The 24,610-nt window shown below is 68.4% G+C and carries 23 protein-coding genes and 1 pseudogene; 15 read left to right on the plus strand and 9 right to left on the minus strand.

Annotated features, from left to right (window positions below; genetic code table 11):
• Positions 1-508: 508 nt before the first annotated feature.
• Positions 509-994, plus strand: a complete 486-nt coding sequence (locus SALPAC4_RS0121080) for a DUF1801 domain-containing protein (protein ID WP_019872038.1) — start codon at positions 509-511, stop codon at positions 992-994.
• 141 nt (positions 995-1,135) lie between these two features.
• On the opposite strand, the gene SALPAC4_RS0121085 is transcribed toward SALPAC4_RS0121080, so the two are convergent.
• Together SALPAC4_RS0121085 and SALPAC4_RS0121090 are read right to left on the minus strand one after the other, a co-directional pair.
• The gene (locus SALPAC4_RS0121085; protein ID WP_019872039.1) at positions 1,136-1,966 is read right to left on the minus strand and encodes an ABC transporter permease subunit; all 831 of its coding nucleotides are present in this window, start codon (positions 1,964-1,966) and stop codon (positions 1,136-1,138) included.
• Entirely contained in the window at positions 1,963-2,913 is a 951-nt protein-coding gene (locus SALPAC4_RS0121090; RefSeq protein ID WP_019872040.1) for an ABC transporter ATP-binding protein, read from the minus strand. The genes SALPAC4_RS0121085 and SALPAC4_RS0121090 overlap by 4 nt, the downstream gene beginning before the upstream one ends.
• Positions 2,914-3,612: 699 nt before the next feature.
• On the opposite strand from SALPAC4_RS0121090, the gene SALPAC4_RS0121095 reads away from it, so the two are divergent.
• From SALPAC4_RS0121095 to SALPAC4_RS0121105, 3 genes are all read left to right on the plus strand, one after another.
• A complete protein-coding gene (locus tag SALPAC4_RS0121095) occupies positions 3,613-4,023 on the plus strand; it encodes a VOC family protein (protein WP_018732013.1) in 411 nt (136 codons plus the stop codon).
• 69 nt (positions 4,024-4,092) lie between these two features.
• Positions 4,093-4,890: a VOC family protein gene (locus SALPAC4_RS0121100; protein WP_033665042.1), complete on the plus strand. Its 798-nt coding sequence runs from the start codon at positions 4,093-4,095 to the stop codon at positions 4,888-4,890.
• A gap of 121 nt (positions 4,891-5,011) precedes the next feature.
• On the plus strand, positions 5,012-5,488 hold the full coding sequence (locus tag SALPAC4_RS0121105; protein WP_027644941.1) for a helix-turn-helix transcriptional regulator: 477 nt from the start codon (positions 5,012-5,014) through the stop codon (positions 5,486-5,488).
• A 156-nt stretch (positions 5,489-5,644) separates the two neighbouring features.
• Here the strand turns inward: SALPAC4_RS0121105 and SALPAC4_RS0121110 are convergent, their stop codons facing one another.
• Complete coding sequence (locus SALPAC4_RS0121110; protein WP_027644942.1) at positions 5,645-7,108, minus strand: MFS transporter; 1,464 nt, start codon at positions 7,106-7,108, stop codon at positions 5,645-5,647.
• A gap of 233 nt (positions 7,109-7,341) precedes the next feature.
• Between SALPAC4_RS0121110 and SALPAC4_RS0121115 the strand changes: the two genes are divergently transcribed.
• Positions 7,342-8,058, plus strand: a complete 717-nt coding sequence (locus SALPAC4_RS0121115) for an HAD family hydrolase (RefSeq protein WP_397537996.1) — start codon at positions 7,342-7,344, stop codon at positions 8,056-8,058.
• 72 nt (positions 8,059-8,130) lie between these two features.
• On the opposite strand, the gene SALPAC4_RS0121120 is transcribed toward SALPAC4_RS0121115, so the two are convergent.
• From SALPAC4_RS0121120 to SALPAC4_RS0121130, 4 genes and pseudogenes are all read right to left on the minus strand, one after another.
• Positions 8,131-10,680 carry an ABC transporter permease gene (locus tag SALPAC4_RS0121120; protein WP_019872045.1) on the minus strand — a complete coding sequence of 850 codons (2,550 nt, stop codon included), beginning with the start codon at positions 10,678-10,680 and terminating at the stop codon, positions 8,131-8,133.
• The gene (locus SALPAC4_RS0121125; protein WP_018219810.1) at positions 10,680-11,447 is read right to left on the minus strand and encodes an ABC transporter ATP-binding protein; all 768 of its coding nucleotides are present in this window, start codon (positions 11,445-11,447) and stop codon (positions 10,680-10,682) included. Before SALPAC4_RS0121125 ends, SALPAC4_RS0121120 begins: the two co-directional genes overlap by 1 nt.
• A gap of 252 nt (positions 11,448-11,699) precedes the next feature.
• Positions 11,700-11,908 (minus strand): annotated as a pseudogene (locus SALPAC4_RS29230) (hypothetical protein); the annotation flags it as partial.
• An 82-nt stretch (positions 11,909-11,990) separates the two neighbouring features.
• On the minus strand, positions 11,991-12,902 hold the full coding sequence (locus SALPAC4_RS0121130; protein WP_019872046.1) for a RecB family exonuclease: 912 nt from the start codon (positions 12,900-12,902) through the stop codon (positions 11,991-11,993).
• Positions 12,903-12,986: 84 nt separating this feature from the next.
• On the opposite strand from SALPAC4_RS0121130, the gene SALPAC4_RS0121135 reads away from it, so the two are divergent.
• The 3 genes from SALPAC4_RS0121135 (at position 12,987) to SALPAC4_RS0121145 (ending at position 15,744) form a co-directional block, all read left to right on the plus strand.
• On the plus strand, positions 12,987-14,129 hold the full coding sequence (locus tag SALPAC4_RS0121135) for a site-2 protease family protein (protein ID WP_223874813.1): 1,143 nt from the start codon (positions 12,987-12,989) through the stop codon (positions 14,127-14,129).
• Positions 14,130-14,133: 4 nt separating this feature from the next.
• Complete coding sequence (locus SALPAC4_RS0121140; RefSeq protein ID WP_027644943.1) at positions 14,134-15,090, plus strand: tRNA (adenine-N1)-methyltransferase; 957 nt, start codon at positions 14,134-14,136, stop codon at positions 15,088-15,090.
• An 81-nt stretch (positions 15,091-15,171) separates the two neighbouring features.
• Positions 15,172-15,744: a hypothetical protein gene (locus tag SALPAC4_RS0121145; protein WP_019872049.1), complete on the plus strand. Its 573-nt coding sequence runs from the start codon at positions 15,172-15,174 to the stop codon at positions 15,742-15,744.
• 85 nt (positions 15,745-15,829) lie between these two features.
• Here the strand turns inward: SALPAC4_RS0121145 and SALPAC4_RS0121150 are convergent, their stop codons facing one another.
• Positions 15,830-16,123 (minus strand): ferredoxin, encoded by a 294-nt coding sequence (locus SALPAC4_RS0121150; protein WP_018732003.1) that lies wholly within the window; start codon positions 16,121-16,123, stop codon positions 15,830-15,832.
• Positions 16,124-16,297: 174 nt separating this feature from the next.
• Between SALPAC4_RS0121150 and arc the strand changes: the two genes are divergently transcribed.
• The 5 genes from arc to prcA all read left to right on the plus strand — a co-directional run bounded on the left by arc (position 16,298) and on the right by prcA (position 21,886).
• Entirely contained in the window at positions 16,298-18,079 is a 1,782-nt protein-coding gene (gene arc, locus SALPAC4_RS0121155) for a proteasome ATPase (protein WP_019872050.1), read from the plus strand.
• Between the two features lie 148 nt (positions 18,080-18,227).
• Positions 18,228-19,745, plus strand: a complete 1,518-nt coding sequence (gene dop / locus SALPAC4_RS0121160) for a depupylase/deamidase Dop (RefSeq protein ID WP_033665022.1) — start codon at positions 18,228-18,230, stop codon at positions 19,743-19,745.
• A 104-nt stretch (positions 19,746-19,849) separates the two neighbouring features.
• On the plus strand, positions 19,850-20,065 hold the full coding sequence (locus tag SALPAC4_RS0121165) for a ubiquitin-like protein Pup (RefSeq protein ID WP_018732000.1): 216 nt from the start codon (positions 19,850-19,852) through the stop codon (positions 20,063-20,065).
• Between the two features lie 150 nt (positions 20,066-20,215).
• A complete protein-coding gene (gene prcB / locus SALPAC4_RS0121170) occupies positions 20,216-21,055 on the plus strand; it encodes a proteasome subunit beta (RefSeq protein WP_019872053.1) in 840 nt (279 codons plus the stop codon).
• Positions 21,056-21,109: 54 nt separating this feature from the next.
• A complete protein-coding gene (prcA, locus tag SALPAC4_RS0121175) occupies positions 21,110-21,886 on the plus strand; it encodes a proteasome subunit alpha (protein ID WP_027644944.1) in 777 nt (258 codons plus the stop codon).
• A 28-nt stretch (positions 21,887-21,914) separates the two neighbouring features.
• On the opposite strand, the gene rfbB is transcribed toward prcA, so the two are convergent.
• Positions 21,915-22,889, minus strand: coding sequence for a dTDP-glucose 4,6-dehydratase (gene rfbB, locus SALPAC4_RS0121180; protein WP_027644945.1), 975 nt, complete (start codon positions 22,887-22,889; stop codon positions 21,915-21,917).
• Positions 22,890-23,004: 115 nt separating this feature from the next.
• Between rfbB and pafA the strand changes: the two genes are divergently transcribed.
• A complete protein-coding gene (pafA, locus tag SALPAC4_RS0121185; protein ID WP_019872056.1) occupies positions 23,005-24,363 on the plus strand; it encodes a Pup--protein ligase in 1,359 nt (452 codons plus the stop codon).
• A 55-nt stretch (positions 24,364-24,418) separates the two neighbouring features.
• Positions 24,419-24,604 (plus strand): hypothetical protein, encoded by a 186-nt coding sequence (locus SALPAC4_RS0121190; RefSeq protein ID WP_018731995.1) that lies wholly within the window; start codon positions 24,419-24,421, stop codon positions 24,602-24,604.
• The last annotated feature ends 6 nt before the right edge of the window (positions 24,605-24,610 follow it).

The following is a 24,610-nucleotide window of genomic DNA, read 5'->3' on the forward strand; positions in this document are numbered from 1 at the left end:
GTACGTCGACCGGCTCGTGAAAGCGGGGAATACCCGATCTTCACCAAGATCGTGATGGAGGCGCGTCAACCGCATCTGAGCCGGGACGACCAGTTCCAGTACGGGCTAAAGCGCGTCCTCGACTGCGTCGCCGCGGCCCTTCCAGCAAACGGCCGAGTCTCCGAAGGTTCCCGGGACTGACTTCGAGCCCACCTCGGCAGTGACGATATGAACCATCGACGACATCCCAGGGATTGGCCGCTCTGCGCGGAAGTGCCTCTGGGATTGCGATGCGCGGTCGGCGGCGACTGGCGCGTCGACCTAGCCTACAACCCTCAACTGGGAAGGGCCGCTTTCGCGCCCGCTCGGCCTGCTGTGCGATGTGGAATGTCGCTGCTTCTGAGGGAGGTTGTGCTGGGGCACCACGCTGATGATGGATTGGTGCGGAATCGAGAAGGCGTTGGCCGCTACAGGTGGTTAGCTGGAGAAACACGTTGGCCGCCGGACGGACAAGAGGAGCAGTGCGTACGTGAGTGTTACGTCGAAAGCTGGTAAGGACAGCAAGCAGGCAAAGTCGTCCCAGAAAGAAGGTTTCTCCGAGGCCGAGCGGGCCGCCATCAAGGACCGAGCGGCGGAGTTGAAGTCGGAGGCCCGCCGTAGCAAGAGCGCGAACAAGGCGGCAGCCGACGAGCGAGACGTCCTCGCGAAGATCAGCGACATGGCGCAGCCGGATCGCGCGTTGGCTGAACGTCTGCACGCCATCATCACCGAGACCGCCCCTGAGCTGGCGCCGAAGCTGTGGTACGGCCAGCCCGCCTGGGCCAGGAGCGGAAAGGTGGTCTGCTTCTTCCGCAGTGGACAGGGCGACAAGCAGCGCTACTCGACGTTCGGGTTCTCGCCGGAGGCGAGGCTCGACGAGGAGCACGGCCTGTGGGCGACATCGTTCGCCCTGGTAGAGCTGAGTAGCCAGGCCGAGGCGGCGATCAAGAAGCTACTGCGTGCCGCCTTGGGCTGAGGTGGGGTTCACGCCGCCCCGTCCGGGTGCCCGGAACCTGCTCGGCAAGAACACTCGGCCTTGACCTCGGGTGCCACGGGTCCGTTGTGCTCGCCTTGGGTGCTCCCAGCACTGGGAGCGCCCAAGGCGAGCACGGAGTGATCAGGCGTCGCGGTGTTTGAGGAGGAAGGCTGCGAGCGCCAGTAGAGCGGCGGTCCAGAGGCCGAACACCCCGAAACCCTGCCAGGGCGTGAGGAGGTCTCCCTCATGCTGGGTGGCCTGGCCGATCAAGATTCCGGCCTCGGTCGGCAGGTAGGCATGGGTGTACTCGCCGAACTTGCCGGGTAGCAACTGCACCAGGGGCGCGAGCACGAGCACAAACATGATCACGCTGGTGATCCCGGCCGCGGTACGTCGCACGATGGCACCGATGGCGAGTGAGAACAGACTCAGCATGGCCAGGTAAAGCGCGGTGCCGATCACTGCACGTAATGCACCAGGATCGCCGAGTGACGCCTCCACCTTGTCGCTCAACATCGCTGCGCCGATGAAGAACGAGACGAAAGCCGCCACCAGGCTCACTGCCAAAACGACCAGGCTCAGCATCACGCCCTTGGCCGCGAGCATCGGGATCCGCCGGGGCTTCGCCAGCAAGCTGGCTCTGATCATGCCCGTGGAGTACTCAGAGGCGATGACCATGACGCCCAGGACACAGATGGCTGGTTGGCTGATCAGGAAGCCGCTGCCGAGGATGACGGCCGTCGGATCGCTGACGACCAACGCGAGGTCGCTCGGATCGGTCTGCTCCCAGTTGGCCACCGTCAGGCCGACGAGCAGCGCGGTGAAGGACGGATACAGCAACGCGAGTAGTCCGAGGGACCAGCCGGTTGACCGGACCGACCGGAGCTTCGTCCACTCGGAGCGCAGCAGCCCACCGAAGCTTGAGTGGCTGGTTACCGGGGTGGCGGTGGGGCGTGCGGCGGTCGCGGTCACTGGGCATCCCCTCCGGACTTCCGGGCCCCGGCATCATGGGTGGAGCCGCTGCCGACGTACTCCACGCTGTCCCGGGTCAGCGCCATGAACGCCTCCTCCAGGGTGCCGCGTTGCGGTACCACCTCGTGTAGGACATGGCCGCCCGCCGACGCGATCTCGCCGATTCGTGCGGTGTCCAGGTCCTCCACACTCAGTTCGCCGTCGTCGGTGCGGGACACCGTGCCACCGGCCCGTACGATGGCCTCGGCCAGTTCGTCGGCGTGCGGGCTGCGGACGAGCACCGTCTGCTTCGTGCCCCGGTCGATGAACTCCTGCGTTGGACAGTCCACGATCAGGCTGCCGCGGCCGATGATGATCAGGTGGTCGGCAGTCACCGCCATCTCGTTCATCAGGTGGCTGGAGACGAAGACGGTTCGGCCCTCAGCCGCGAGTTGCCGCATGAAGGTCCGGACCCAGAGGATGCCCTCTGGGTCGAGCCCGTTGACCGGCTCGTCCAGCACGAGCACGGCTGGGTCCCCGAGTAGGGCGGCGGCGAGCCCAAGCCGTTGCCCCATGCCGAGGGAGAAGCCCCCGGCCCGCTTGTGTGCCACTTCGCGCAGCCCGACCAGGTCGAGTACCTCCGAGACCCGCTTCTTGCCAATGCCCTGCGTCTGGGCCAGGCAGAGCAGGTGGTTGTAGGCGGTCCGACCTGGGTGCACGGCCTTGGCCTCCAGAAGCGCGCCGACCACCGTGAACGGGGTGGCGAGGTCCCGGTATCGTCTACCATCGATGGTGGCGTCACCGTGATTCGGATGGTCGAGACCGAGGAGCAGGCGCATGGTCGTCGACTTCCCGGCGCCATTGGGGCCGAGGAACCCGGTCACTTTGCCGGGTTCGACCGTGAAGGACAGGTCCTTCACGGCGATCTTGTCGCCGTAGCGCTTGGTCAGGTTCTTGGCTTCTATCATCCGTTCCGTCCTGAAGAGGCCATTGGTTGGAAAAGTAGGAAACCCGGAAGTCGGCACCGTCGCTGGTAGCTCCGCCCGTGCGGGCTCTGGGGGGAACGAAGCGAGGGCACACCAGCGCGATCCTCAAACGTGTGGTCTGGGCGAACCCGCAGCCCACTCCGAGGAAAGGTGAACAGATTCTCGTGGTTGTTGACGGCGACGAAGCGCCGCGTAACCCTGACTTCCATGTTCTTCATGCTATGGATGGCGGGTAGCCGCCCGCTTCTTGATTCCTGATGGGTCTGGAGCGAATTGTTGTCAGGGGGGATGTGCAGTGCCACCAGTCGGTGTGGCGCCAGTCGAAACCATCTCGGCAAGGCCCACGGGCAATGGTGCGGCGATCGCCAGGTACGGCTTCGCGTACGGTTCCCCGATCCGGTCCTCGACGTGGGGTTGGCGCGCTCCGGCGCTGAACATCCGAACCGCGGCGGTTACTCCTCCGTGCGTGAGTGACCCAGGCGGGGGAGCGGAACCGCGGCGTCAGCCGGTGGTAGCCGTTGACTGCCGGGCGGCCAACAGGCAGACACCAGCGCTGGGCCTGCGAACACTCTTCTGGAGTCACGCTCGGCTTCGCCCCCGGTTCCTGCCCTCGCTGGGACCAGGAGAACGGATCAGGAATCAAGAAGCATCGGGGGCCCGTCGGCCGTTAGCGTAAGCGCTATGAACATCACCATCCACTCGAGCTTTTTGCCGCACGATAATGCGGATGCGTCGGTCGCCTTCTACCGGGAAGTCCTGGGCTTCGAGATTCGAAACGATGTCGGTTACGACGGGATGCGGTGGATCACGGTCGGCCCGGTCGGTCAGGCGCACACCTCGATCGTGCTCCAACCCCCGGCGGCTGACCCCGGGATCACGGATGACGAGCGGCGCACGATCGAGGAGATGATGGCGAAGGGCACATACGCCGGTGTTCTCCTCGCCGCCTCCAACCTTGACGAGGTGTTCGAGCGGGTGCAGGCCAGCGGGGCCGAGGTGGTGCAGGAGCCGATTGACCAGGACTACGGGGTCCGGGACTGCGCCTTCCGGGACCCGGCCGGCAACCTGATCCGGATCCAACAGGCGGGTTGAGCTCCGCGCGGAAGCGCCATCTCCCTCGTGGATCGCACGCCCACTGATGCCAAGGAGGTCATCACCCGCATGTTGCTGCCTGACATGATCACGCTCGGTGCAACCGACGTGCAAGCCGCACTCGCCTTTTACCAGTCCGTGTTCGCGCCAACCGTCGTTAGCCATCAGGACGAGCGAGTGGAGTTGGATCTGCACGGTGTGGCCCGGCTCGCCGTGTGCCCGGTTGCGGAGCTGGCGGCGCAGGCGCACGCGGAGCCCGCAGCGCCGAACTACCGCGGTTACGTCCTCAGCTATGTTGTCAGCCAGCCCGAGGAGGTGCGGAGCACCCTTGACGCTGCCGCCCGGCAGGGCGCGCACGTGCTCAAGCCTGCGAAGAAGGCCATGTTCGCCGGTTTCTCCGGCGCCTTCCAGGCTCCGGACGGTGCGGTATGGAAGCTGACGTCGGCGAAGGCGAAGCCGACCGGGCCGGCCCAGGAGACGCCGGTGCCGAATGAGGTCGGAATCCTCCTCGGCGTCGCTGCGACGAAGTCCGCCAAGTCTTTCTATGCCGCTCTGGGCATGACGGTTGACCGGGACTACGGCAGCAAGTACATCGACTTCCAGCCAAGTCCGGCCGGCTGCCGGCTGGGCCTCATGGACGGAAAGGTCCTGGCCAAGGATGTCGGAACCAAGGAGGAGCACGCTGGCTTCCGGGCGGCGGCCTTCGAACGGATCGTGCCCTCGCCGGACGAGGCCGACTCCCTGCTGTCGGCAGTGACCGCTGCCGGCGGACGGGTCGTCGCCCCGGCCGCGAAGTCCGGGACGGGCGTCTACGCTGGCTACTTCACCGATCCGGACGGTTTTCTCTGGAAGGCGACTTCTGGGTAGCGGTGGTGCCGATCCCGCGGCCCGACCACCGGGGCACTCGAGGCGGAATCGACCCCCTCGCCCCGGCGAGTCGGCGGCGAACGGCTGGACGGGGCCGTGGAGACGCTGCAGAATTGTGTACGTGCGTGCGCGGCAGCCGAACCCGGAGGGGAACGACGTCCGATTCCGCCTGCGCCATCTCGCGCGGCTTCGGCAGGTGCGGGACCGCATCGACCGGGAGTACGCGCAGCCGCTGGACGTGCAGGCGTTAGCCCGCGGGGTGAACATGTCGGCCGGGCATCTCAGTCGTGAATTTCGCCTTGCCTACGGTGAGTCGCCGTACGCGTACCTGTTGACCCGGCGGGTGGAGCGGGCGATGGCGTTGCTGCGACGGGGCGACATGACCGTGACAGAGGTCTGTTTCGCGGTCGGGTCCTCCTCGCTGGGGACGTTCAGTACCCGGTTCACCGAACTGGTGGGGGTGCCCCCGAGCACGTACCGACGGATGGCGTCGGAGGCGATGGCGGGGATGCCGTCGTGTGTGTCGAAGCAGGTGACGCGGCCGGTGCGGACGGTGCGGAGCCGACAGCTGGGGGCGGGGGAGCGGCAACCGGCCTGAAACCGGGACGGCCCGAGCCCGGCTTGAGCGTTGCCGGAGCGCGGCCGGCCAGACTTCTGCCGGTATGTCCTGAACATGGCGGCGGAGGCACGCTGAGCTCTCGCTGCTTCTGGCCGGCGACGCCGGCGCAGTACTGGTGGTGCAGGGACTCTGTCGTCACCCGGACGCAGCGGACCGGTCGGGTGAGAAGAGATTGATCAGGGCTGCTATCAGTGCGATGGCGAAGAGCCCGATGATGACCAGCACCGGGACGCGGAAGGCGGTCAACCAGTCGCCGGTCCGGTCGAGGCTCGCGAAGAGGGCCGTGCCGACGAGACCAACTCCCAGACCGCCACCGAGTGCCTGCCCGGCCTGGAGCATCCCGCCAGCGCTTCCGCCCTGGGTTTGTGGCACGGGAGTGAGGGCAACGGTCAGGTTCGGGGCGATCACCAGGCCGCCGGCCACCCCCGAGGTGATCAGCCCGCCGCCCAGCCCGACCAGAAGCAGCGGCAACGTGGCCGCGTGCGGGGAGTCCGGGTCGGGAAGAAAGACGTCGGCGACGAGCAGGGCGGTGAGCCCCACTGCCGCGAGGAGCAGGCCCGAAACCACCAACGGTTTGCCGAGCCGCCCCGCCTTGGACCCGGCGATCACCGCACTGATGGCGGCTCCCAGGGCCAGTGGGGTGAGCGCGATCCCGGTCACCAACTCGTCATGCCCGAGTCCGTGTTGGAGATATTCCGACATCAGGTAGTAGATGCCGTCGTAGCCGGCGGTGTAGCAGATGGCGATGACGACTCCCGCCGAGAAGGAGCGGAACCGGAACAGCCTCATGTTGAACATCGGTTCACCGTGACGGGCGTATCGCGTCTCCCAGCGGACGAAACCAACCAGCACCGCCACCGCCGCGGCCAGGAGTGTCCAGGTCAACCAACCCGGCATCTGCTCACCCTGGGTCAGCCACACCAAGCCCAGCCCGACCATCAGCAGGACGGCACCCACCAGGTCCATCCGCGGCCGCTCGGCCCGCTCCGCGACGGGGAGCAATCGCCATCCGAGAACCGCGATGACGATCCCGATCGGCACGTTGACCAGAAAGGCCCACCGCCAGCCCCACTCGGCACCGCCGACTGCGATTAGCCCGCCGCCGAGTATCGGACCGATCAGCCGGGCGACGTTGATCCCGGCGGCGACCGCTCCGAAGGGAAGCCCCCGTTCCCGGGGGGAAAATATTCGCTGGATTGTCCCGAATACCTGGGCGAGTGCGAGCCCGATGCCCGCGCCCTGAACAAGTCGGGCGGCGATCAGCCACGCCTCGTGTGTGGCCAACGCCGCGGTGGCGCTCGCCACAACGAACGCCACCACGCCGGTTACGAAGATGTCGCGCCGGCCGTGTACGTCACCGAACCGGCCCGCGGGTACCAGCACCAGGCCGATCGCCAGGTAGAACGCCGAGACCAGCCATTGCTGGGTACTCGAATCCAACTCGAGCGCGGTGCGGATCGTTGGCATCGCGATCACCATCAGGGCGATGTTGAGCCCGGCGATGAAGGTAATCAGCGTACTAACCGCCACCACCGGACCCCGTGGTACCGGACGACCCGATCCGGTCCGCGGCAATCCCCGCTGATTCTCCGTGGTCACGGCAGGGCTACCCGAAGAGCTGAGCGAAGGGTCATGTACGCAATAACGATCCGGGGCGCAGCTTGGCGGCACCGGAAGGAAGCTCCTGACGGTGTCAACGCACCGGTGCTGGCGCGTGGTCGATTGCTTCGCCGCCGAAGGCGGTGCGCCCGGCCCGCCCGGCCAGCGGCGAATGTCACTGGTCCGCAGGATCGGTGTTGCGGCGGGGTCAGCGGCTGGCAGCATCGGTGGTACTGCGAACCCGGAGGAGGCCCACCCTGAGCGCCCAACATCCTGCCGCCGTCCTCTTCGACATGGACGGCACCCTGGTGGACAGCGAGAAGCTGTGGGACATCGCGCTACACGAGCTGGCAGCCACCTACGGTGGCGTGCTCTCCGCAACCACCCGCCAGGCCATGATCGGAACGAGCATGGTGGCCTCGATGCAACTCCTCCACGAAGACCTGGGCCAGCCGGAACGCGACCTGCAGGCCAGTGCCGCGTGGATCAACGCCCGGATCCTGGAGTTGTTCCGCGACGGGCTGCAATGGCGGCCGGGCGCGTTGACCCTGCTGCGCGCCGTCCGTGCCGCGCGGATCCCGACGGCCCTGGTCACCTCCAGCGCTCGGGCGTTGGTGGAGGTTGCCCTCGACACCCTGGGGCGGAACAGCTTCGACGCGGTGGTGTGCGGGGATGAGGTGGATGCGGCGAAACCGCACCCGATGCCCTACCTGACCGCGGCCCGGCTGCTCGGTGTGCCGATCGGCCGCTGCGTGGCGATCGAGGACTCCCCGACCGGGGTGGCGAGTGCCCTCGCCGCGGGGGCGGCGGTCCTCGCGGTCCCGGCGGAGGTACCAGTAGAGCCCTGCGCCGACGTGCACCAACTGGCGAGTCTGGCCGCGGCAGACCTGGAGCTCCTCGCGGCGCTGCTTGGGGACCGCTTGCCGGACGCCGCATTCGGCGCTCGGTAGCGCGCGGCAGCTCCGGCGACCTGCCCCCAGCGTGCGGAAGGGCCCCGGTGCTCGGGGCCCTTCCGAGCTGGATCAGTCGTGGGCGATAGCGCCCAGGACATCAATGCGCGCGGCGCGGACCGCGGGAATCACCGCGGCGAGGACTCCGACGAGCGCGCCGAGGCCGACCATCGTCCCCATGTCCGCCCAGGGGAACACCAGGTCGGTGATTCCCTCGTCGTGCAGCGCCTCAACGACGGCCGCACCGAGGCCGGCGCCGACGGCGATGCCGAGCAGCGCACCGAAGACCGAGATCACCACCGCCTCCACAGTGATCATGCCCATGGTCTGCGCCCGGCCGAGGCCAACCGCACGGAGTAGCCCGAGCTCCCGGGTACGTTCGAGCACCGACAGGGCCAGGGTGTTGATGATGCCGAGCACCGCGATCACGATGGCCAACAGCAGCAGGATCTGGATCATTCGCAACAGGCCGTCGAGCGGTTCGGTCTGCTGCTCGATGAACGCTTTCCGGTCGGCCACCGACACCTCCGGGCTGTCCGCCAGGAGCGTCTCCACCCGGGGCAGCACGTCAGCGGCCTGGGCGCCGGGCGTGAGCTGGATGAAGCCCATCATCGGCTGGGGGATGGTGAAGCCCTGCGCCGCGGTGGCCGGCAAAGTGACCGGATCGAGGAAATCACCGGCTTCGTAGATCCCGCTGACGGTGTAGGTCTTCGCCTCGGCGCGGGCCAACTGCACCGGCACGGTGGAGCCGACGGAGAGTCCGCGCGAGGTCGCCACATCCGAGCTGACCAGCATCTGGTCCGGCCCGAGTCGGCTGATGTCCCCGGCGGTGGCCCGCGCACCGAAGATCTGCGTCAGCGTCGACACGTCGCTGTTGGCGCCCACCCAGGTGCGCTCGTCGCCGACCTGGGCCAGATCGCCGTATGCTCCGCCGACCAGCGCCACCCCGGGCAGCGCCGCGGTCTTCTCCAGCACCGCCGGGTCGAAGGTCGGCGGTCGGGACCCGGTCTGCGCACCGGAGATCACCAACTCGGCCTTGATCTTGTCCTCGGCCAGGCCGCTGATGCTGCTCTTGGCGGAATCCAGAATGACGGTGACTCCGGTGACCAGGGCGATGCCGACCATCAGCGCGGCCGCCGTGATCGCCGTACGACGCGGGTTTCGTCCGGAGTTGAGCCGGCCCAGCTTGCCCGGCATCCACCAGGAGAAGAGCCCGCCGAGTAGGCCGACCACCGGTCGGCTGATCATCGGGGTCAACAGCGCCACCCCGATGAAGGCGAAGAGCACGCCGCCGAGGATGGTGATCAGGGTGTTGTCGCCGGCGTGCCCGCCGAGGCCCAGGAAGAGCAGCGTGGCGCCGGTCGAGGTCACTGCCGCTCCCGTCACCGTGACCTTGGTCAGCGGCCGGTCCGGCATCGCGACATCCTGCATCGCCGCGATCGGCGGGATCCGGGACGCCCGCAGCGCGGGCAGCAGCGCCGCCACCACCGTGATGATCAGGCCGACCCCGAACGCCCCGATAACCGCCGCCGGGGGTACGGCGATTCCCGCCAGGTCCAGCCCGCCGGAGAGGTTGCCGAACAGGTACGCCAACAGCGCGCCGATACCGACGCCGGCGCCGAGGCCGAGCACGGAGGCGAGCAGGCCGACCGCCACCGCCTCCAGCACCACCGAGCCGATGATCTGGCGGCGGCCCGCCCCGACGGCGCGCATCAGCGCCAACTCGCGGGTGCGCTGCGCCACGATGATCGAAAACGTGTTGAGGATCAGGAACGTGCCCACCAGTAGTGCCACCGCGGCGAAGCCGAGCAGGATTCGGTTGAAGAAGGACAAGCCCTCTTTCAGCGTCGCCGCGGAGTCCGCGGAGAGTTCGGCACCGGTCTTCACCTCGAAGTCGGCCCCGAGCACGGCGGCGATGTCGTCGCGCAGCCGATCGTTGGCGACGCCGGCTGCGGCGCTGACCGTGACGTTCGTGAAGGCGTCGCCCTGGCCGAGCATCAACTGCTGCGCTACCGGAGTGGTGAACATGACCTCGTTGACGCCACCGAGGGAGTCGCGGCCGCCGCTGTAGCCGAAGACCCCGACGATGGTGAACTCCTGCTTCGGCTCGAGCGTGAGCACGCCCACTCGATCGCCGACGGCGACCCGGCCGGCCTTGGCCAGCCCGGCATTGACCAGGATCTCGTCGTCCGCCTGCGGCTCCCGGCCCTCGCGCAGCTGGACGAGGTCGCTTGTGCCGACCCAGTTCGCACCGATTTGGGGCGGCCCGAAGGAGGTGACCACCTTGCCATTGCTGCCGATCAGGCGCGCGCCGTCGGCGGCCACGATGCCGGTGGCGTCGGCCACCCCGGCAACGTTCCGGATCCGCTCCACCGTCTCGGCTGGCACCGGCATTGCCACCGCGTCGCCCTCGAAGTCGCCCACCTCCATCCTCGGCTTCGCGGAGACGTTGACGTCCACCCCTTCGTACGCGTCGGCGAAGACGGCGTCGAAGGAACGGCCGAGGGTATCGGTGAGCACGAACGCGCCCGAGACGAACATGACGCCGAGTACCACCGCCAACCCGGACAGGATCAGCCGGAGCTTGCGTGCCAGCAGGCTCTTGAGGGTCGCCCGGAACATCAGTCGCCCACCTCGACCTGGGTGTCGAGCTTCTTCATCGTGTCCAGCACGGTCTCCGCCGTCGGCTCGATCAGCTCGGAGACGATCTGTCCGTCGGCGAGGAAGACCACCCGGTCGGCGTAGGCGGCGGCGGTCGGATCATGGGTGACCATGACGATGGTCTGCCCGTGCTCCCGTACCGAGTTACGGAGGAACTTCAGCACCTCTGCGCCGGCCCGGGAGTCGAGGTTGCCGGTCGGCTCATCTGCGAAGATCACCTGTGGGCGGCTGACCAGTGCCCGCGCGCACGCCACCCGCTGCTGCTGCCCACCAGAGAGCTGCGCCGGCCGGTGATCCAGCCGATCCCGCAGGCCGACGGTCTCGATCACCGTGTCGAACCAGGCTTGGTCCGGCTTGCGCCCAGCGATCGACAGCGGCAGCAGGATGTTCTCCTTTGCGGTCAACGTCGGCAGCAGGTTGAACTGTTGGAAGATGAATCCGACCTGCTCGCGGCGCAGCTTCGTCAGACCGGCATCCCCCAGGCCGGTGACCGTGGTCTCGCCGATCGAGACCGTGCCCCGGGTCACGGAGTCCAGCCCGGCGAGGCAGTGCATCAACGTTGACTTGCCCGACCCGGATGGACCCATGATCGCGGTGAATCGGCTCTGCTCGAACTCACAGCTGACCCCGCGAAGCGCGATCACCTGTGCCTCCCCGCTGCCGTACACCTTCCACACCTCGCTCGCGCGGGCCGCGGCCTGCGCCTGACGGCCTACCGTCGCGGTCACGTCTTCTCCCTCTCGTCGTTCGGTCCGCGCCGTCCCCCTCGGCCGGCGCGGCAATCCCATCATGGGTGTTCCCCGGCCCGTATCCCTCCGACTTGGGGCGGAGCCGCGGCGGACTTTGTGCTGCGGGTACCCCCGAACGCCACTCAGGGTTGCCCCTGAGCGCTCGCTGGGTTCGAGCCGGGTCCCGAACTCCTCGGGACCGACCCAGCACGGTGATGTCCAGCGATGGTCAACCCCGTTGCCCGCTGTTGGTCACGGTAGGTGAGCGGGACAACCCCCCGGCGAAGGGCGGGCAGTCCGGGACCGGATCAGCCCGGAGTCGGACGCCAGCACCACCGCCCGTGGTCGCGGAGCCGGAGCTTGGTCAGGACATGACCGACGTGCCGGCACCCTGGCCTCGCTGACCGACATGCCGGGGCGATCTCCGCGTTGGACCGGCCCCGGACGACCTGGGCCAGCAGCCGGTTCGCAACAGTGGCTGGCCGGCGACGACCAAGATCCGCACCGGCCGCCGCTGCGGGCTGGTGCCCGCGTGGTGCCCACTCACTCGTCGGTGCCCGGCGGCGTCGGCTGGGATCGCGAGTCACGGAGCGGGTCGGCCGGATTCGGGCCCACCGGGAATGGCGGCGGCGTGCCCCCGAAACTTGGACACAGCCGTTGGTGGCTGCACCAGTCACAGAGCCGGCTTGGCCGCGGGCGGAAGTCCTGGGCGGCGGTGGCGACCTCGATCGCCCGCCAGAGCGCCACCACCGTGCGCTCGAATCGCACCAATTCGTCGGCGTCCGGGGTGTAGTCGCAGACCTCGACATCTTTCAGATAGAGCAGCCGCAGCACCCGCGGTACCACGCCGCGGGTACGCCACAACACCAGGGCGTAGAACTTGAGCTGGAACAGTGCCCGCGCCTCGAACGCCTCCCGCGGTGCGCCGCCGGTCTTGTAGTCGACCACCCGCAGTGCGCCGTCCGGCGCCACGTCTAGCCGGTCCAGGTAGCCCCGGATCAGCAGTTCCTCGTCTACTACCGCGGAGATCAGACTTTCCCGCTCGGCCGGCTCCAGGCGGCGTGGATCCTCCACCGCGAAGTAGCCCTGGAGCAGCCCCGCGGCCGAGCGTAGGAACGTTGACCGGGCCTCGCCGTCGCCGGTGAACAGGGCGGCCAGCTCCGGCTGCTCGGTGACCAGCCGTTCCCACTGCGGAGCCACCAGGTCACTGGCGGCCCGCGGGGTGCGGCCGGCGGGGGGCAGGTCGAACAGCCGCTCCAGTACGGCGTGGACCAGGGTGCCCCGGGCCTGCTCCACGGTGGGCTGCTCGGGGAGCCGGTCGATGCTGCGGAACCGGTAGAGCAGCGGGCAGGTCTTGAAGTCGGCCGCCCGGGAGGGGGACAGCGAGGCCCGCACCGTGGCCGGCACCTCCGCCGTGGGCGAGAGCTGCTGGGATGTCACCGGATCCGCTGTCATGACCGCAAAGGGTAGGGCACCGGGGTGACAGCGTGACCCGCGCCGTCTGCAAGGCATGATCCGCTCCCGCGTAGCATCGGGCCAGTGGAGTCCAGGAGGCGAGCCCCGCGTCGACCGGCCGGGGTAACGGTCGGCCGGGTGATCGGGGTGCCGCTGCACCTCGACTGGTCGATGCTGCTACTCACCCTGGCTGTCACCGTGCTGTACGCCGATTTCGCCCGTCGGGAGCTTGCTCTATCTCCGGCCGGTGGCTACCTGATCGGCCTCGGCTTCGTCGTCTCCCTACTCGGGTCGGTGCTGCTGCACGAGCTCGGTCATGCCCTCACCGCCCGCCGATTCGGAATCGGGGTCCGGGGCATCACCCTGGAGCTACTCGGTGGCTACACCGAGATGGACCGAGATGCCCCGACTCCCCGGGCTGATTTGCTGGTATCCCTCGCCGGGCCGGCGGTCTCCGCGGTACTGGGCGCCGTGGCGGTCACCGTCACCCTGGCGCTCCCCGAGCGCACCCTGGCGCACCAGCTCGCCTTCCAGCTCGCGGTGAGCAACGTCGTGGTCGCGGTGTTCAACGCGCTGCCCGGGCTGCCGCTCGACGGCGGTCGCGTGCTGCGGGCCGTCATCTGGGCCGCCACCCGGGACCGGCACCGGGCCACCGAGGTGGCGGGCTGGGTCGGTCGGGTTGTCGCCGTCGGTACGGGCGGGGGCGCCGTCGTGCTAGCCCTGACCCGTCCGCCGACGCCGCCGGTGCTGCTCGCGATACCGCTGATGCTGCTGGTCGCGGTCACCCTCTGGCGGGGCGCCGGGCAGTCCATTCGGCTGGCCCGGATCACCCGCCGGCTTCCGTTGATTGATCTCTCCCGGCTGGCCCGCCCGGTCTGCCTCGTTCCGACCGGCACCCCGCTGGCCGAGGCGCAGCGGCGCGCGGCCGGAGCCAACCCAGCGGCGGCGCTGTTGGTCACCGACTCAGCGGGCTGCCCACTCGCCCTGGTCAACCCGGCTGCCGTCGCGGCGGTCGCGGTCAACCGCCGGCCTTGGTTGCCGGTGGACGCGGTGGCCCGGCCGCTGGCCGAGGTGCCGACCGTGCCGGTCGACCTTGACGGCGAGCAGGTGATGGAGACCGTGCGGCGCCACCCGGGCGCACAGTACGTGGTGACCTCAGGCGAAGATGTCGTCGGCATCCTGTACCTCGCGGATCTTGCTCAGCTGCTCGAACCCCACCGGAGATGAACACGTGACTGCACCGCCCTCCGACGCGCCCGACCAGCACGTCCCCGCACCGCCTCCAGCGCGCCGGGGGCCCTTTCAGCCCGGTGACCGGGTGCAGTTGACCGACCCGAAGGGGCGAATGCACACAGTTACCCTCGAGCCGGGCAAGGAGTTCCACACCCATCGCGGCATCCTGCACCACGACGCCCTGATCGGTCAGCCCGACGGCAGCGTCGTCAGTACCGCTGGCGGCGGTACGGCGTTCCTGGCCCTGCGCCCGCTGCTCGCCGACTATGTCCTGTCGATGCCGCGCGGCGCCCAGGTGATCTACCCGAAGGACTCGGCTCAGATCGTCGCGATGGGCGATGTCTTCCCCGGCGCGCGGGTGCTGGAGGCGGGGGCCGGGTCCGGTGCGCTGAGCTGTTCCCTCCTGCGCGCCGTCGGCCCCACTGGAGAGCTGCACTCGTGGGAGGTGCGCGACGACTTCGCGCAGATCGCCCGACGTAACGTCGAGGCGTTCTTCGGCGGCCCGCACCCAGCCTGGCGGCTGCGGGTCGGGGACGTGGCGGCGAACCCGGAGACCGGTTTCGACCGGATCATCTTGGACATGCTCACGCCCTGGGAGCAGCTCGACATGGTCGAGCGGGCCCTGGTGCCCGGTGGGGTGCTGATTGGGTACGTCGCTACCACCCCGCAGCTATCCGAGTTGGTGGAGGCGCTGCGGGAGCGGGGTGGCTGGACGGAGCCGCGGGCCTGGGAGTCACTGGTCCGGGACTGGCACGCGGAGGGGTTGGCCGTTCGGCCCGACCACCGGATGATCGCGCACACCGCGTTCCTGGTGTCTGCGCGTAAGCTCGCCCCGGGTGTTATCGCCCCACCCCGCCGTCGTAAGCCCAGCAAGGGTATGGAGGCGTACGCGCAGCGCCGGGCGGTGCTGCGGGAGGCGGCGGCCGCCCAGGCCGGCTCGGTGGAGGAGGGATGACGGTCATGACGGTCGAGCAGGACAGCGGGGAATGACGCGACAGCGGCCGACCGGCGTGGACCGGTGGTGCGGGGAGGCGGAATGAAACGGCCGGGCCTGGGCGGCGGCGACGTGCCAGCGGTGTTTCCGGACTGGTCGCCGTATCGGGACCTCGAGTCCGCGACGCGCGCCTACCTGCGCGACCCGGATGTGGCCCTGGAGGCGCTCGGCGGTGTGCTTCGCGGTGCCTCCGTGCTCGGCTTCACCCTGGAGCGGTTCGTCAACGAGGTCAACGGAGTCTGGCAGGAGGTGGTCATCTGTGATGGCAGCCGCCTGGTCCTCTGGCACGGTGAGGACATCCCGCCCGGGGAGGGCCCACCTGGCTCGATGACCTCCTCGCTGCGGGTGGTGCCGGTCTCCTCGGTCACCGAGGTGGGGTGTCGGCGGCGGCTCACCCGCGTTGACGACGGTACCGTGCGGGTGGACGGTACCGATGTCTATCTGTTGTTGCGGTCGCTGGACGAGGCGCCGTCGGGGGAGGAAGGGGCCGGTTCGCTCCGGCATGACGCGTTGCGCTTCGGCAAGACCCTCGATGACGGCGGCGCCGGGCAGATCGCCCGCCTTGAGGAGTTCGCCCGGTTGGTCGCCTCGGCCGTCGGCCGGCCACTGCGCTGAGGAAGGGCCACTCGGCTGAGGGCTGACCGCCACGCGTTCGGCGGGAGCCGCTCGGGTGCGGCAGCGCCACACCCGGCGTCGGCGGTCAGTCTTCGGCCGCTGGACCGGCGACTGGCGTGCCGTCGCCGCCGCGGAGCACGTGGATGCACTCGCCCGGGCACTCCTTCGCCGAGTCGATCACCTCAAGTCGGAGGTGTTCCGGCACCTCCACCCGACCGCCCGGGGCCTGTACCAGCTCGCCGTCCGGCCCTTTGACGTAGGCGAGTCCGTCGATGTCGAACTCGAAGACCTCCGGCGCGTACTGGACGCACAGTCCATCGCCCGTGCACAGGTCCTGGTCCACCCAGACCTGTAGCTGGTCCGTCGCGACCTCGATCACGGTTCCCCCAGGTTCGTCCGTCGTACGCCTTGACGGTACCCGAACCGTCGGATGGGTTCCCGAGCCCACCCGGGGCGATCAAGGTTCGGTGACGAGGGTGTTGCATGGGACCGAATCGGCCTCATAGCGGTTAGTGTTAGGGCAGAACGTTCAAGCCCCCCGGGGAGGTGGGACGTGGCACGCAGCGACGACGCGGACTCGCGCGCCGCACGGTGGGAGAAGGAGGCCCACGATCTCTCCACGCAGGTCGCGTTCCTGCAAGAGGAACTCGCTCTGGTGCGGCGCAAGTTGACCGAAAGCCCCCGACAGGTCCGGCAGCTCGAAGAGCGGCTGGCGGCTGCCCAGGCTCAGCTAGGGCGGCTGACTGAAAACAATGAGCGGCTCGTGAGCACTCTCAAGGAGGCGCGAGCGCAGATCGTGACGCTCAAGGAGGAGATCGACCGGCTCGCCCAGCCGCCGAGCGGCTACGGCGTCTTCCTGGCACGCCACGACGACGGCACGGTGGATGTGTTCACCGGTGGCCGCAAGCTCCGGGTAGCCGTCTCACCGTCCCTGGAGGTCGCCGAGCTGCGCCGGGGGCAGGAGGTCCTGCTCAACGATGCGCTCAACATCGTTGACGCGTTCGGTTATGAGCGGGCCGGTGAGGTGGTCATGCTCAAGGAGGTGCTCGCGGGGCCGGACGGTGCTCCCGGCGACCGCGCCCTCGTGGTCTCCCACTCCGACGAGGAGCGCGTCGTGCACCTCGCGGAGACGTTGATCAACGCCCCGATTCGGGCGGGTGACTCCCTCATGATCGAGCCTCGCTCGGCGTACGCCTATGAGCGGATTCCGAAGAGTGAGGTCGAGGAGCTGGTCCTGGAGGAGGTGCCGGATGTCGACTACACCGACATCGGCGGTCTCCACGCGCAGATCGAGCAGATTCGCGACGCGGTGGAGCTGCCGTTCCTGCACGCTGACCTGTTCCGGGAGCACCAGCTTCGGCCACCGAAGGGCATCCTGCTCTACGGGCCGCCGGGGTGCGGTAAGACCCTGATCGCCAAGGCGGTGGCGAACTCGCTGGCGAAGAAGATCGCCGAGCGGCGTGGCGAGGAGAAGCACACCAGCTACTTCCTCAACATCAAGGGCCCGGAGCTGCTCAACAAGTACGTCGGCGAGACCGAGCGGCACATCCGGCTGGTCTTCCAGCGGGCCCGGGAGAAGGCCGGCGAGGGGACGCCGGTCATCGTGTTCTTTGACGAGATGGACTCGGTGTTCCGCACCCGGGGCTCCGGCGTCTCGTCGGATGTGGAGAACACCATCGTCCCGCAGCTGCTCAGCGAGATCGACGGGGTGGAAGGTCTGGAGAACGTCATCGTCATCGGCGCCTCCAACCGGGAGGACATGATCGATCCGGCGATCCTGCGGCCGGGTCGGCTCGATGTCAAGATCAAGATCGAGCGGCCGGATGCCGAGGCGGCGAAGGACATCTTCTCCAAGTACATCCTCCCCGGGCTACCCCTGCACCCGGACGACCTGGCCGAGCACGGCAGCGATCCGCAGGCCACCGTTGCGGCGATGATCGACGCGGTCGTCCTGCGGATGTACTCGGAGACCGAGGAGAACCGCTTCCTCGAGGTCACCTACGCCAACGGCGACAAGGATGTCCTCTACTTCAAGGACTTCAACTCCGGTGCGATGATCCAGAACATCGTGGACCGGGGTAAGAAGATGGCTATCAAGGAGTTCCTCACCTCCGCCCGCAAGGGCCTGCGGCTGCAACACCTCCTTGACGCCTGCGTTGACGAGTTCCGGGAGAACGAGGACCTACCCAACACCACCAACCCCGACGACTGGGCGCGCATCTCCGGCAAGAAGGGCGAGCGGATCGTCTACATCCGCACGCTCGTCTCCGGCGGCAAGGGCACCGATGCGGGCCGGTCCATCGAGACCGCCAGTAACACCGGCCAGTATCTCTGACGACGAAGGTCATGGGCCCGGGTCGGGTTAGGACCCGGGCCCATGACCTTCGCTGAGTAATTGCTTCGCACCGCCGCGTCACGTTCGGGTGCGGTGCCGACTACTCTCGACGAAGGGATCGGTCGGGGCGAGTGAAGCGGGTAGGTTTATGAGCGTTAGACGGATCATGGGTACCGAGGTCGAGTACGGCATCTCCGTGCCCAGCCAGGCCGGGGCGAACCCAATGGTCACCTCCTCGCAGGTGGTCAACGCCTATGGTGCGCGTCCCGAGCTCAACCGCGGGGGGCGCGCTCGCTGGGACTACGAGGAGGAGTCGCCGCTGCGCGACGCCCGTGGCTTCACCTATTCCGGCGCCGCGTACGACCCGGCGGAGGCCCTCGCCGACGAGGATCTCGGCCTGGCCAACGTGATTCTCACCAACGGCGCCCGGCTCTACGTGGACCATGCCCATCCGGAGTACTCCACTCCGGAGGTGACCACTCCATGGGACCTGGTGCGTTGGGACAAGGCGGGGGAGCGGGTGATGGCAGAGGCGGCCCGACGTGCCGCCACCATCCCCGGTAGCCACCCCATACATCTGTACAAGAACAACACCGACAACAAGGGCGCGAGCTACGGCTCCCACGAGAACTACCTGATGCGGCGGCAGACACCCTTCGCCGACATCGTCACATTTCTGACTCCGTTCTTTGTCACCCGGCAGATCGTCGCTGGGGCCGGCCGGGTCGGCCTCGGCCAGGACGGTGGGCAGGCGGGCTTCCAGATCTCCCAGCGCGCCGACTTCTTCGAGGTTGAGGTGGGGCTGGAGACCACGCTAAAGCGGCCCATCATCAACACTCGCGACGAACCGCACGCCGATGCGGACAAGTACCGCCGGCTGCACGTCATCATCGGCGATGCCAACCTGTCGGAGATCTCCACGTATCTCAAGGTCGGCACGACCGCGCTGATCCTCACCATGATCGAGGAGAAGGCGCTCGCCCCGGACCTCGGCATCGCGGACCCGGTCAGTGAGCTGCGTGCGGTCAGCCACGACCCCTCGCTCGGCCACCTCATGCGGCTGCGGGACGGGCGGCGGCTCACCGCGTTGGACGTCCAGTGGGCCTACTACGAGCGGGTGCGCTCGTTCGTGGACGACCGGTACGGCAGCGACGTTGACGAGCAGACCGCCGACGTGTTGGAACAGTGGGAGGGCGTGCTGGACCGGCTGGGCCGGGACGTTTTCCTCTGCGCTGACGAGCTCGACTGGGTGGCGAAGCTGCGGTTGCTGGAGGGCTACCGGGAGCGGGAGAAGCTCGGCTGGGGGTCACCCAAACTGCAACTGGTTGACCTGCAGTACTCCGATGTTCGGCCGGAGAAGGGGCTCTACCACCGGTTGGTGTCGCGGGGCGCGATGAGGACACTGCTGCCGGCGGAGGCGGCCCAGGTCGCGATGACCGAGCCGCCGGAGGACACCCGGGCCTACTTCCGGGGCCGCTGCCTCGCCCAGTTCGCCTCCGAGGTGGTTGCGGCGAGTTGGGATTCGGTCATCTTCGACGTGGGCCGGGAGTCGCTGGTGCGGGTGCCGATGATGGAGCCGGAGCGGGGCACCCGCGCGCACGTCGGTGCCCTCTTCGACCGCTGCGAGAGCGCCAAGGATCTGCTGGAGACGCTCACCGGTGGTTGAGCCGTCCCACGTGGTGGCCCCGGATCACGTGACTGGCGCGCGACGGGCCATTTCGTCGTCCGCGCGAGGTAAGTTCGTCGCAGACGATCGTGGAGGAGGCAGCCATGGCGAGCCGTGACAGCGGGGGGCAGTCGCAGACCGGCCGGTCCCAGCAGAACGAGGAGATCGAGGACGTCACGACGGAGGCGAGCGCGGAAGCCGCCGAGCGACACGCCGAGATCACCGAGGACGTGGACGACCTACTCGACGAGATCGACTCCGTCCTTGAGGAGAACGCCGAGGAGTTCGTCCGGGGCTACGTGCAGAAGGGTGGGGAGTAGGAGTCGGGGCGGGATTCGCCACCACCTGGACACGATCACCGCGCCGCAAGGGTGCGGGATACCCTGCTTTAACCGCAACGGTGGTCCTGGCTGGTTCCGGAGAAGTCCGGGTAGACCGACCAGGACGATCACGTACCTGAGAGGAACCACGTGGCAGCGGCTTTCGACCCATCCGGGCGGCTTCCGGATCTGTTCACCAGCACGGGGACGTCCTCCTTCTCCGCGTTCCTGAGCAAAGCGGCGCCGGAGTTGCTGCCTGGACGCCGGACGCTGCCGCCCGGGGCGGCCACGGACCTGACGCCGCACGCGACCACTATCGTTGCCATGGTCGCTGACGGTGGGGTTGTGCTGGCGGCCGACCGCCGCGCCACCATGGGCAACCTGATCGCCCAGCGGGACATCGAGAAGGTGTATCCGGCGGACGCATACTCCCTCGTGGGCATGGCGGGTGCCGCCGGAGTCGGGATCGAGCTGCTTCGACTCTTTCGGGTCGAGCTGGAGCACTACGAGAAGATCGAGGGCGCGATGCTCTCGCTCGACGGTAAGGCCAACCGGTTGGCCGCGATGGTTCGGGGCAATCTCGGCGCGGCGATGCAGGGGCTCGCTGTGGTCCCGCTCTTCGCCGGCTTCGACCTGGCCGCAACGGATCCGGCGAAGGCCGGTCGGATCTTCAGCTTCGATGTGACCGGCGGTCCCTACGAGGAGACCGGCTACGACGCGGTCGGCTCCGGCTCCTTGTTCGCCAAGGCGGCGCTGAAGAAACGGTTCCGGGTCGGGCTCTCCGTTGACGACGCGGTGCGCCTGGCCGTGGAGGCCCTCTATGACGCGGCTGACGACGACACCGCGACCGGCGGACCGGACCTCACCCGGCGGATCTATCCGGTGGTGATGTCCGCAACGGCGGAGGGCACGTACCGACTCACCGAGGCGGAGACGGCGGCGATCGCCGAAAGTGTGGTCGCCGGCCGGATGGAGAATCCCGGCGGCTGAGCCTCCCCTACCCGACCCAGTGACCAGCACAGCGCCGTAAGGAGAACTTCTGTCGTGGCCATGCAGTTCTACGCCTCGCCCGAGCAGATCATGCGCGACCGCTCCGAGCTGGCCCGCAAGGGCATTGCCCGGGGGCGCAGCGCGGTGGTCCTGAGCTACGCCGGCGGGGTGCTCTTCGTCGCGGAGAACCTCTCCAGCGCCCTGCACAAGGTTGGTGAGATCTACGACCGGATCGGCTTCGCCGCCGTGGGCCGATACAACGAGTTCGAGAACCTGCGACGTGCGGGTGTGCGGATGGCGGACCTGAACGGTCTGAGCTACGACCGGCGGGACGTGACCGGGCGGGCGCTCGCCAACGCGTTCGCGCAGACGCTTGGTGCGATCTTCACCGAGCAGTCCAAGCCGTTCGAGGTGGAGATCTGCGTCGCCCAGGTCGGCGCGACCGCGGCGGACGACGAGCTGTACCGGTTGACCTATGACGGGTCGGTCAACGATGAACCCGGCCGAATGGCGATGGGTGGTCAGGCCGAGGCGATCGCGGGAGTGCTGAAGTCGCACCACCGTCCGGACATGTCGCTGGGCGACGCGGTCAAGGTGGCGGTGCAGGCCCTGGGTAGCGTTGGCGGCGAGGGCGGGGCTGCTCGCACGATCGCAGCCGACCAGTTGGAGGTCGCCATCCTGGACCGTGGCCGGGTCGGCCGGACCTTCCGGCGGGTTACCGGCGCGGCGTTGGCCGCCCTGCTCGACGATGGCGAGGCCCCGGCAGCATCAGCGGAAGCCTCGACCGCGGCGGCCGACTCGACCGAGGCGGCGGAACGCCCCGACTCCTAAGCCCGGCAGGGCCACTGAAATTTGCCGGTCACGCCTTGATCAGCGGCTCCCACCAGGCCCGGTTCTCCCGGTACCAGTTGATGGTGGCGGCCAGACTCTGATCAAAGTCGACGGTGGGTTCCCAGCCGAGATCGCGCTTTGTCGCTGTGATGTCGAGGGCGTACCGGCGGTCGTGGCCCTTTCGGTCGGTTACCGGTGTCACCCGATCCCAACCGACGTTGAATGCGGCGAGCAGCGCGCTGGTTAGTTCCCGGTTGGTCAGGGCAGTACCCCCGCCGAGGTGGTACACCATCCCGGCCTGGCCGTCCCGCTGAGCCAGCGCGATGCCGCGGCAGTGGTCGTCCACGTGTAGCCAGTCCCGGATGTCACCGCCGTCACCGTACAGCGGCAGGGTGTGTCCATCGATAAGGTTGGTGACGAAGCGCGGGATCAGCTTCTCGGGGTGCTGGTAGGGACCGTAGTTGTTGGCGCCCCGGGTGATGACCACGTCGAGCCCGTGGGTGCGGTGGTAGGAGAGGGCGAGCAGGTCGGCGGCGGCTTTGCTGGCCGAGTACGGGGAACTGGGGTTCAGAGGCGCAGAGGGGGGCCACGAGCCCCGGTTGATGGAGCCGTACACCTCGTCGGTGGAGACGTGGAGGAACCGTCCGGTGCGGTGCCGTAAGGCGGCGTCGAGCAGGACACCGGTGCCGCCCACGTTGGTGCTGACGAACGGAGCGGCGCTGGCGATCGAGCGGTCCACGTGGGATTCGGCGGCGAAGTGGACGATGACATCGTGTCCCGCGACGGTGCTGTCCACCAGCTTCACGTCGCGTACGTCGCCGCGGATGACGTGCAGGCGGGGGTCGTCCCGGACGGGGGCGAGGCTGCTGTTGGTGCCGGCGTAGGTGAACGAGTCGAGCACGGTTACCCGGTCTGGCCGTGGCACCGGCTCGGTGCCGTGGAGAAGCCGGCGCACATACGCTGAACCGATGAAGCCGGCCCCACCGGTGACGAGGATCCTCACGGCTTGCACCGTACCCCGGGGCCGAGGCGGCGCGGGCCGCAGTCGGTCGCGAGCGAGCTGGGATGGGTGTGGTGAGCACTGCCCAGATGTCGCCTTGTGCGGCTAGTGTCTCATCATGGAGCGGCGAATCTTCGGCCTCGAGACCGAGTACGGCGTCACCTGTACCTATCGTGGGCAGCGGCGGCTGTCCCCCGACGAGGTCGCGCGGTACCTGTTCCGGCGGGTGGTGTCGTGGGGCCGGTCGAGCAATGTCTTTTTACGCAACGGCGCCCGCCTATACCTGGATGTCGGCTCGCACCCGGAGTACGCGACGCCGGAGTGTGACTCGGTAGCCGATCTGGTGGCGCATGACCGTGCCGGCGAGCGGATTCTGGAGGGACTACTCGTCGATGCGGAGAAGCGGCTGCACGACGAGGGCATCGCGGGTGAGATCTACCTGTTCAAGAACAACACCGATTCGGCCGGGAACTCGTACGGGTGCCACGAGAACTTTCTCGTCTCCCGGCACGGCGAGTTCGGCCGGTTGGCGGATGTGTTGATCCCGTTCCTGGTCACCCGGCAGTTGATCTGTGGTGCGGGGAAGGTTCTCCAGACGCCGCGGGGGGCTGTCTACTGCCTGTCGCAGCGGGCCGAGCACATCTGGGAGGGGGTGTCGTCGGCGACCACCCGGAGCCGGCCGATCATCAACACCCGGGACGAGCCGCACGCAGACGCGGAGCGCTACCGCCGACTGCACGTGATCGTCGGCGACTCGAACATGAACGAGGTCACCACCATGCTGAAGGTGGGCGCCGCGGACATTGTGCTCCGGATGATCGAGTCTGGGGTGGTGATGCGGGACCTGACGCTGGAGAACCCGATTCGCGCGATCCGTGAGGTGTCGCACGACATCACTGGCCGGCGGAAGGTGCGGTTGGCTTCCGGCAAGGAGATCAGCGCGCTGGAGGTCCAGCAGGAGTATCTGGCGAAGGCCACGGAGTTCGTCGAGCGGCGCGGCGGCGATCAGACGGCGAAGCGGGTGGTGGAGCTCTGGGGCCGGGTGTTACGGGCGGTGGAGACGGGTGATCTGGAGCCGGTGGCCCGGGAGATCGACTGGGTGACCAAGCTGCATTTGATCGAGCGTTATCAACGCAAGCATGAGTTGCCGTTGTCGCATCCGCGGGTGGCGCAGATGGATCTCGCCTATCACGACCTCCGGCGCGGCCGGGGCCTGTATGGCTTGCTGGAGCGGCGGGGGCAGGTGGACCGGGCGGCGACCGACCCGGAGATCTTCGAGGCGAAGGAGACGCCGCCGCAGACCACTCGGGCGCGGCTGCGGGGCGAGTTCATCCGGCATGCCCAGGAGAAGCGGCGGGACTTCACCGTCGACTGGGTGCACTTGAAGCTCAACGACCAGGCGCAGCGCACCGTGTTGTGCAAGGACCCCTTCCGGGCGTACGACGAGCGGGTGGAGCGGCTGATCGCCAGCATGTGAGCGCGACGGGCGCGGGTGAGCCTCCCCGACGGCCGCCGGGTAGGCTGACCACGCCATGATGTCAAGCCAACCGGGCGGTTCCGGCTCCGAGAAGCAGAGCTGGACCGAGCGCCGCCGCCAGAAGATTCGTGCCGAGATCGAGCGAAACCGCCGCGGCGAGTACACGGTGCCCACCTGGGTGCTGGCGCTCGCCCTGGCCGCGATCGTGTTGGCTTGGGCCGCACTGGTGATTTTGGCCTGAGCGGCG

The organism is Salinispora oceanensis (assembly GCF_000383575.1).
Taxonomy (GTDB): Bacteria; Actinomycetota; Actinomycetes; order Mycobacteriales; family Micromonosporaceae; genus Micromonospora; species Micromonospora oceanensis.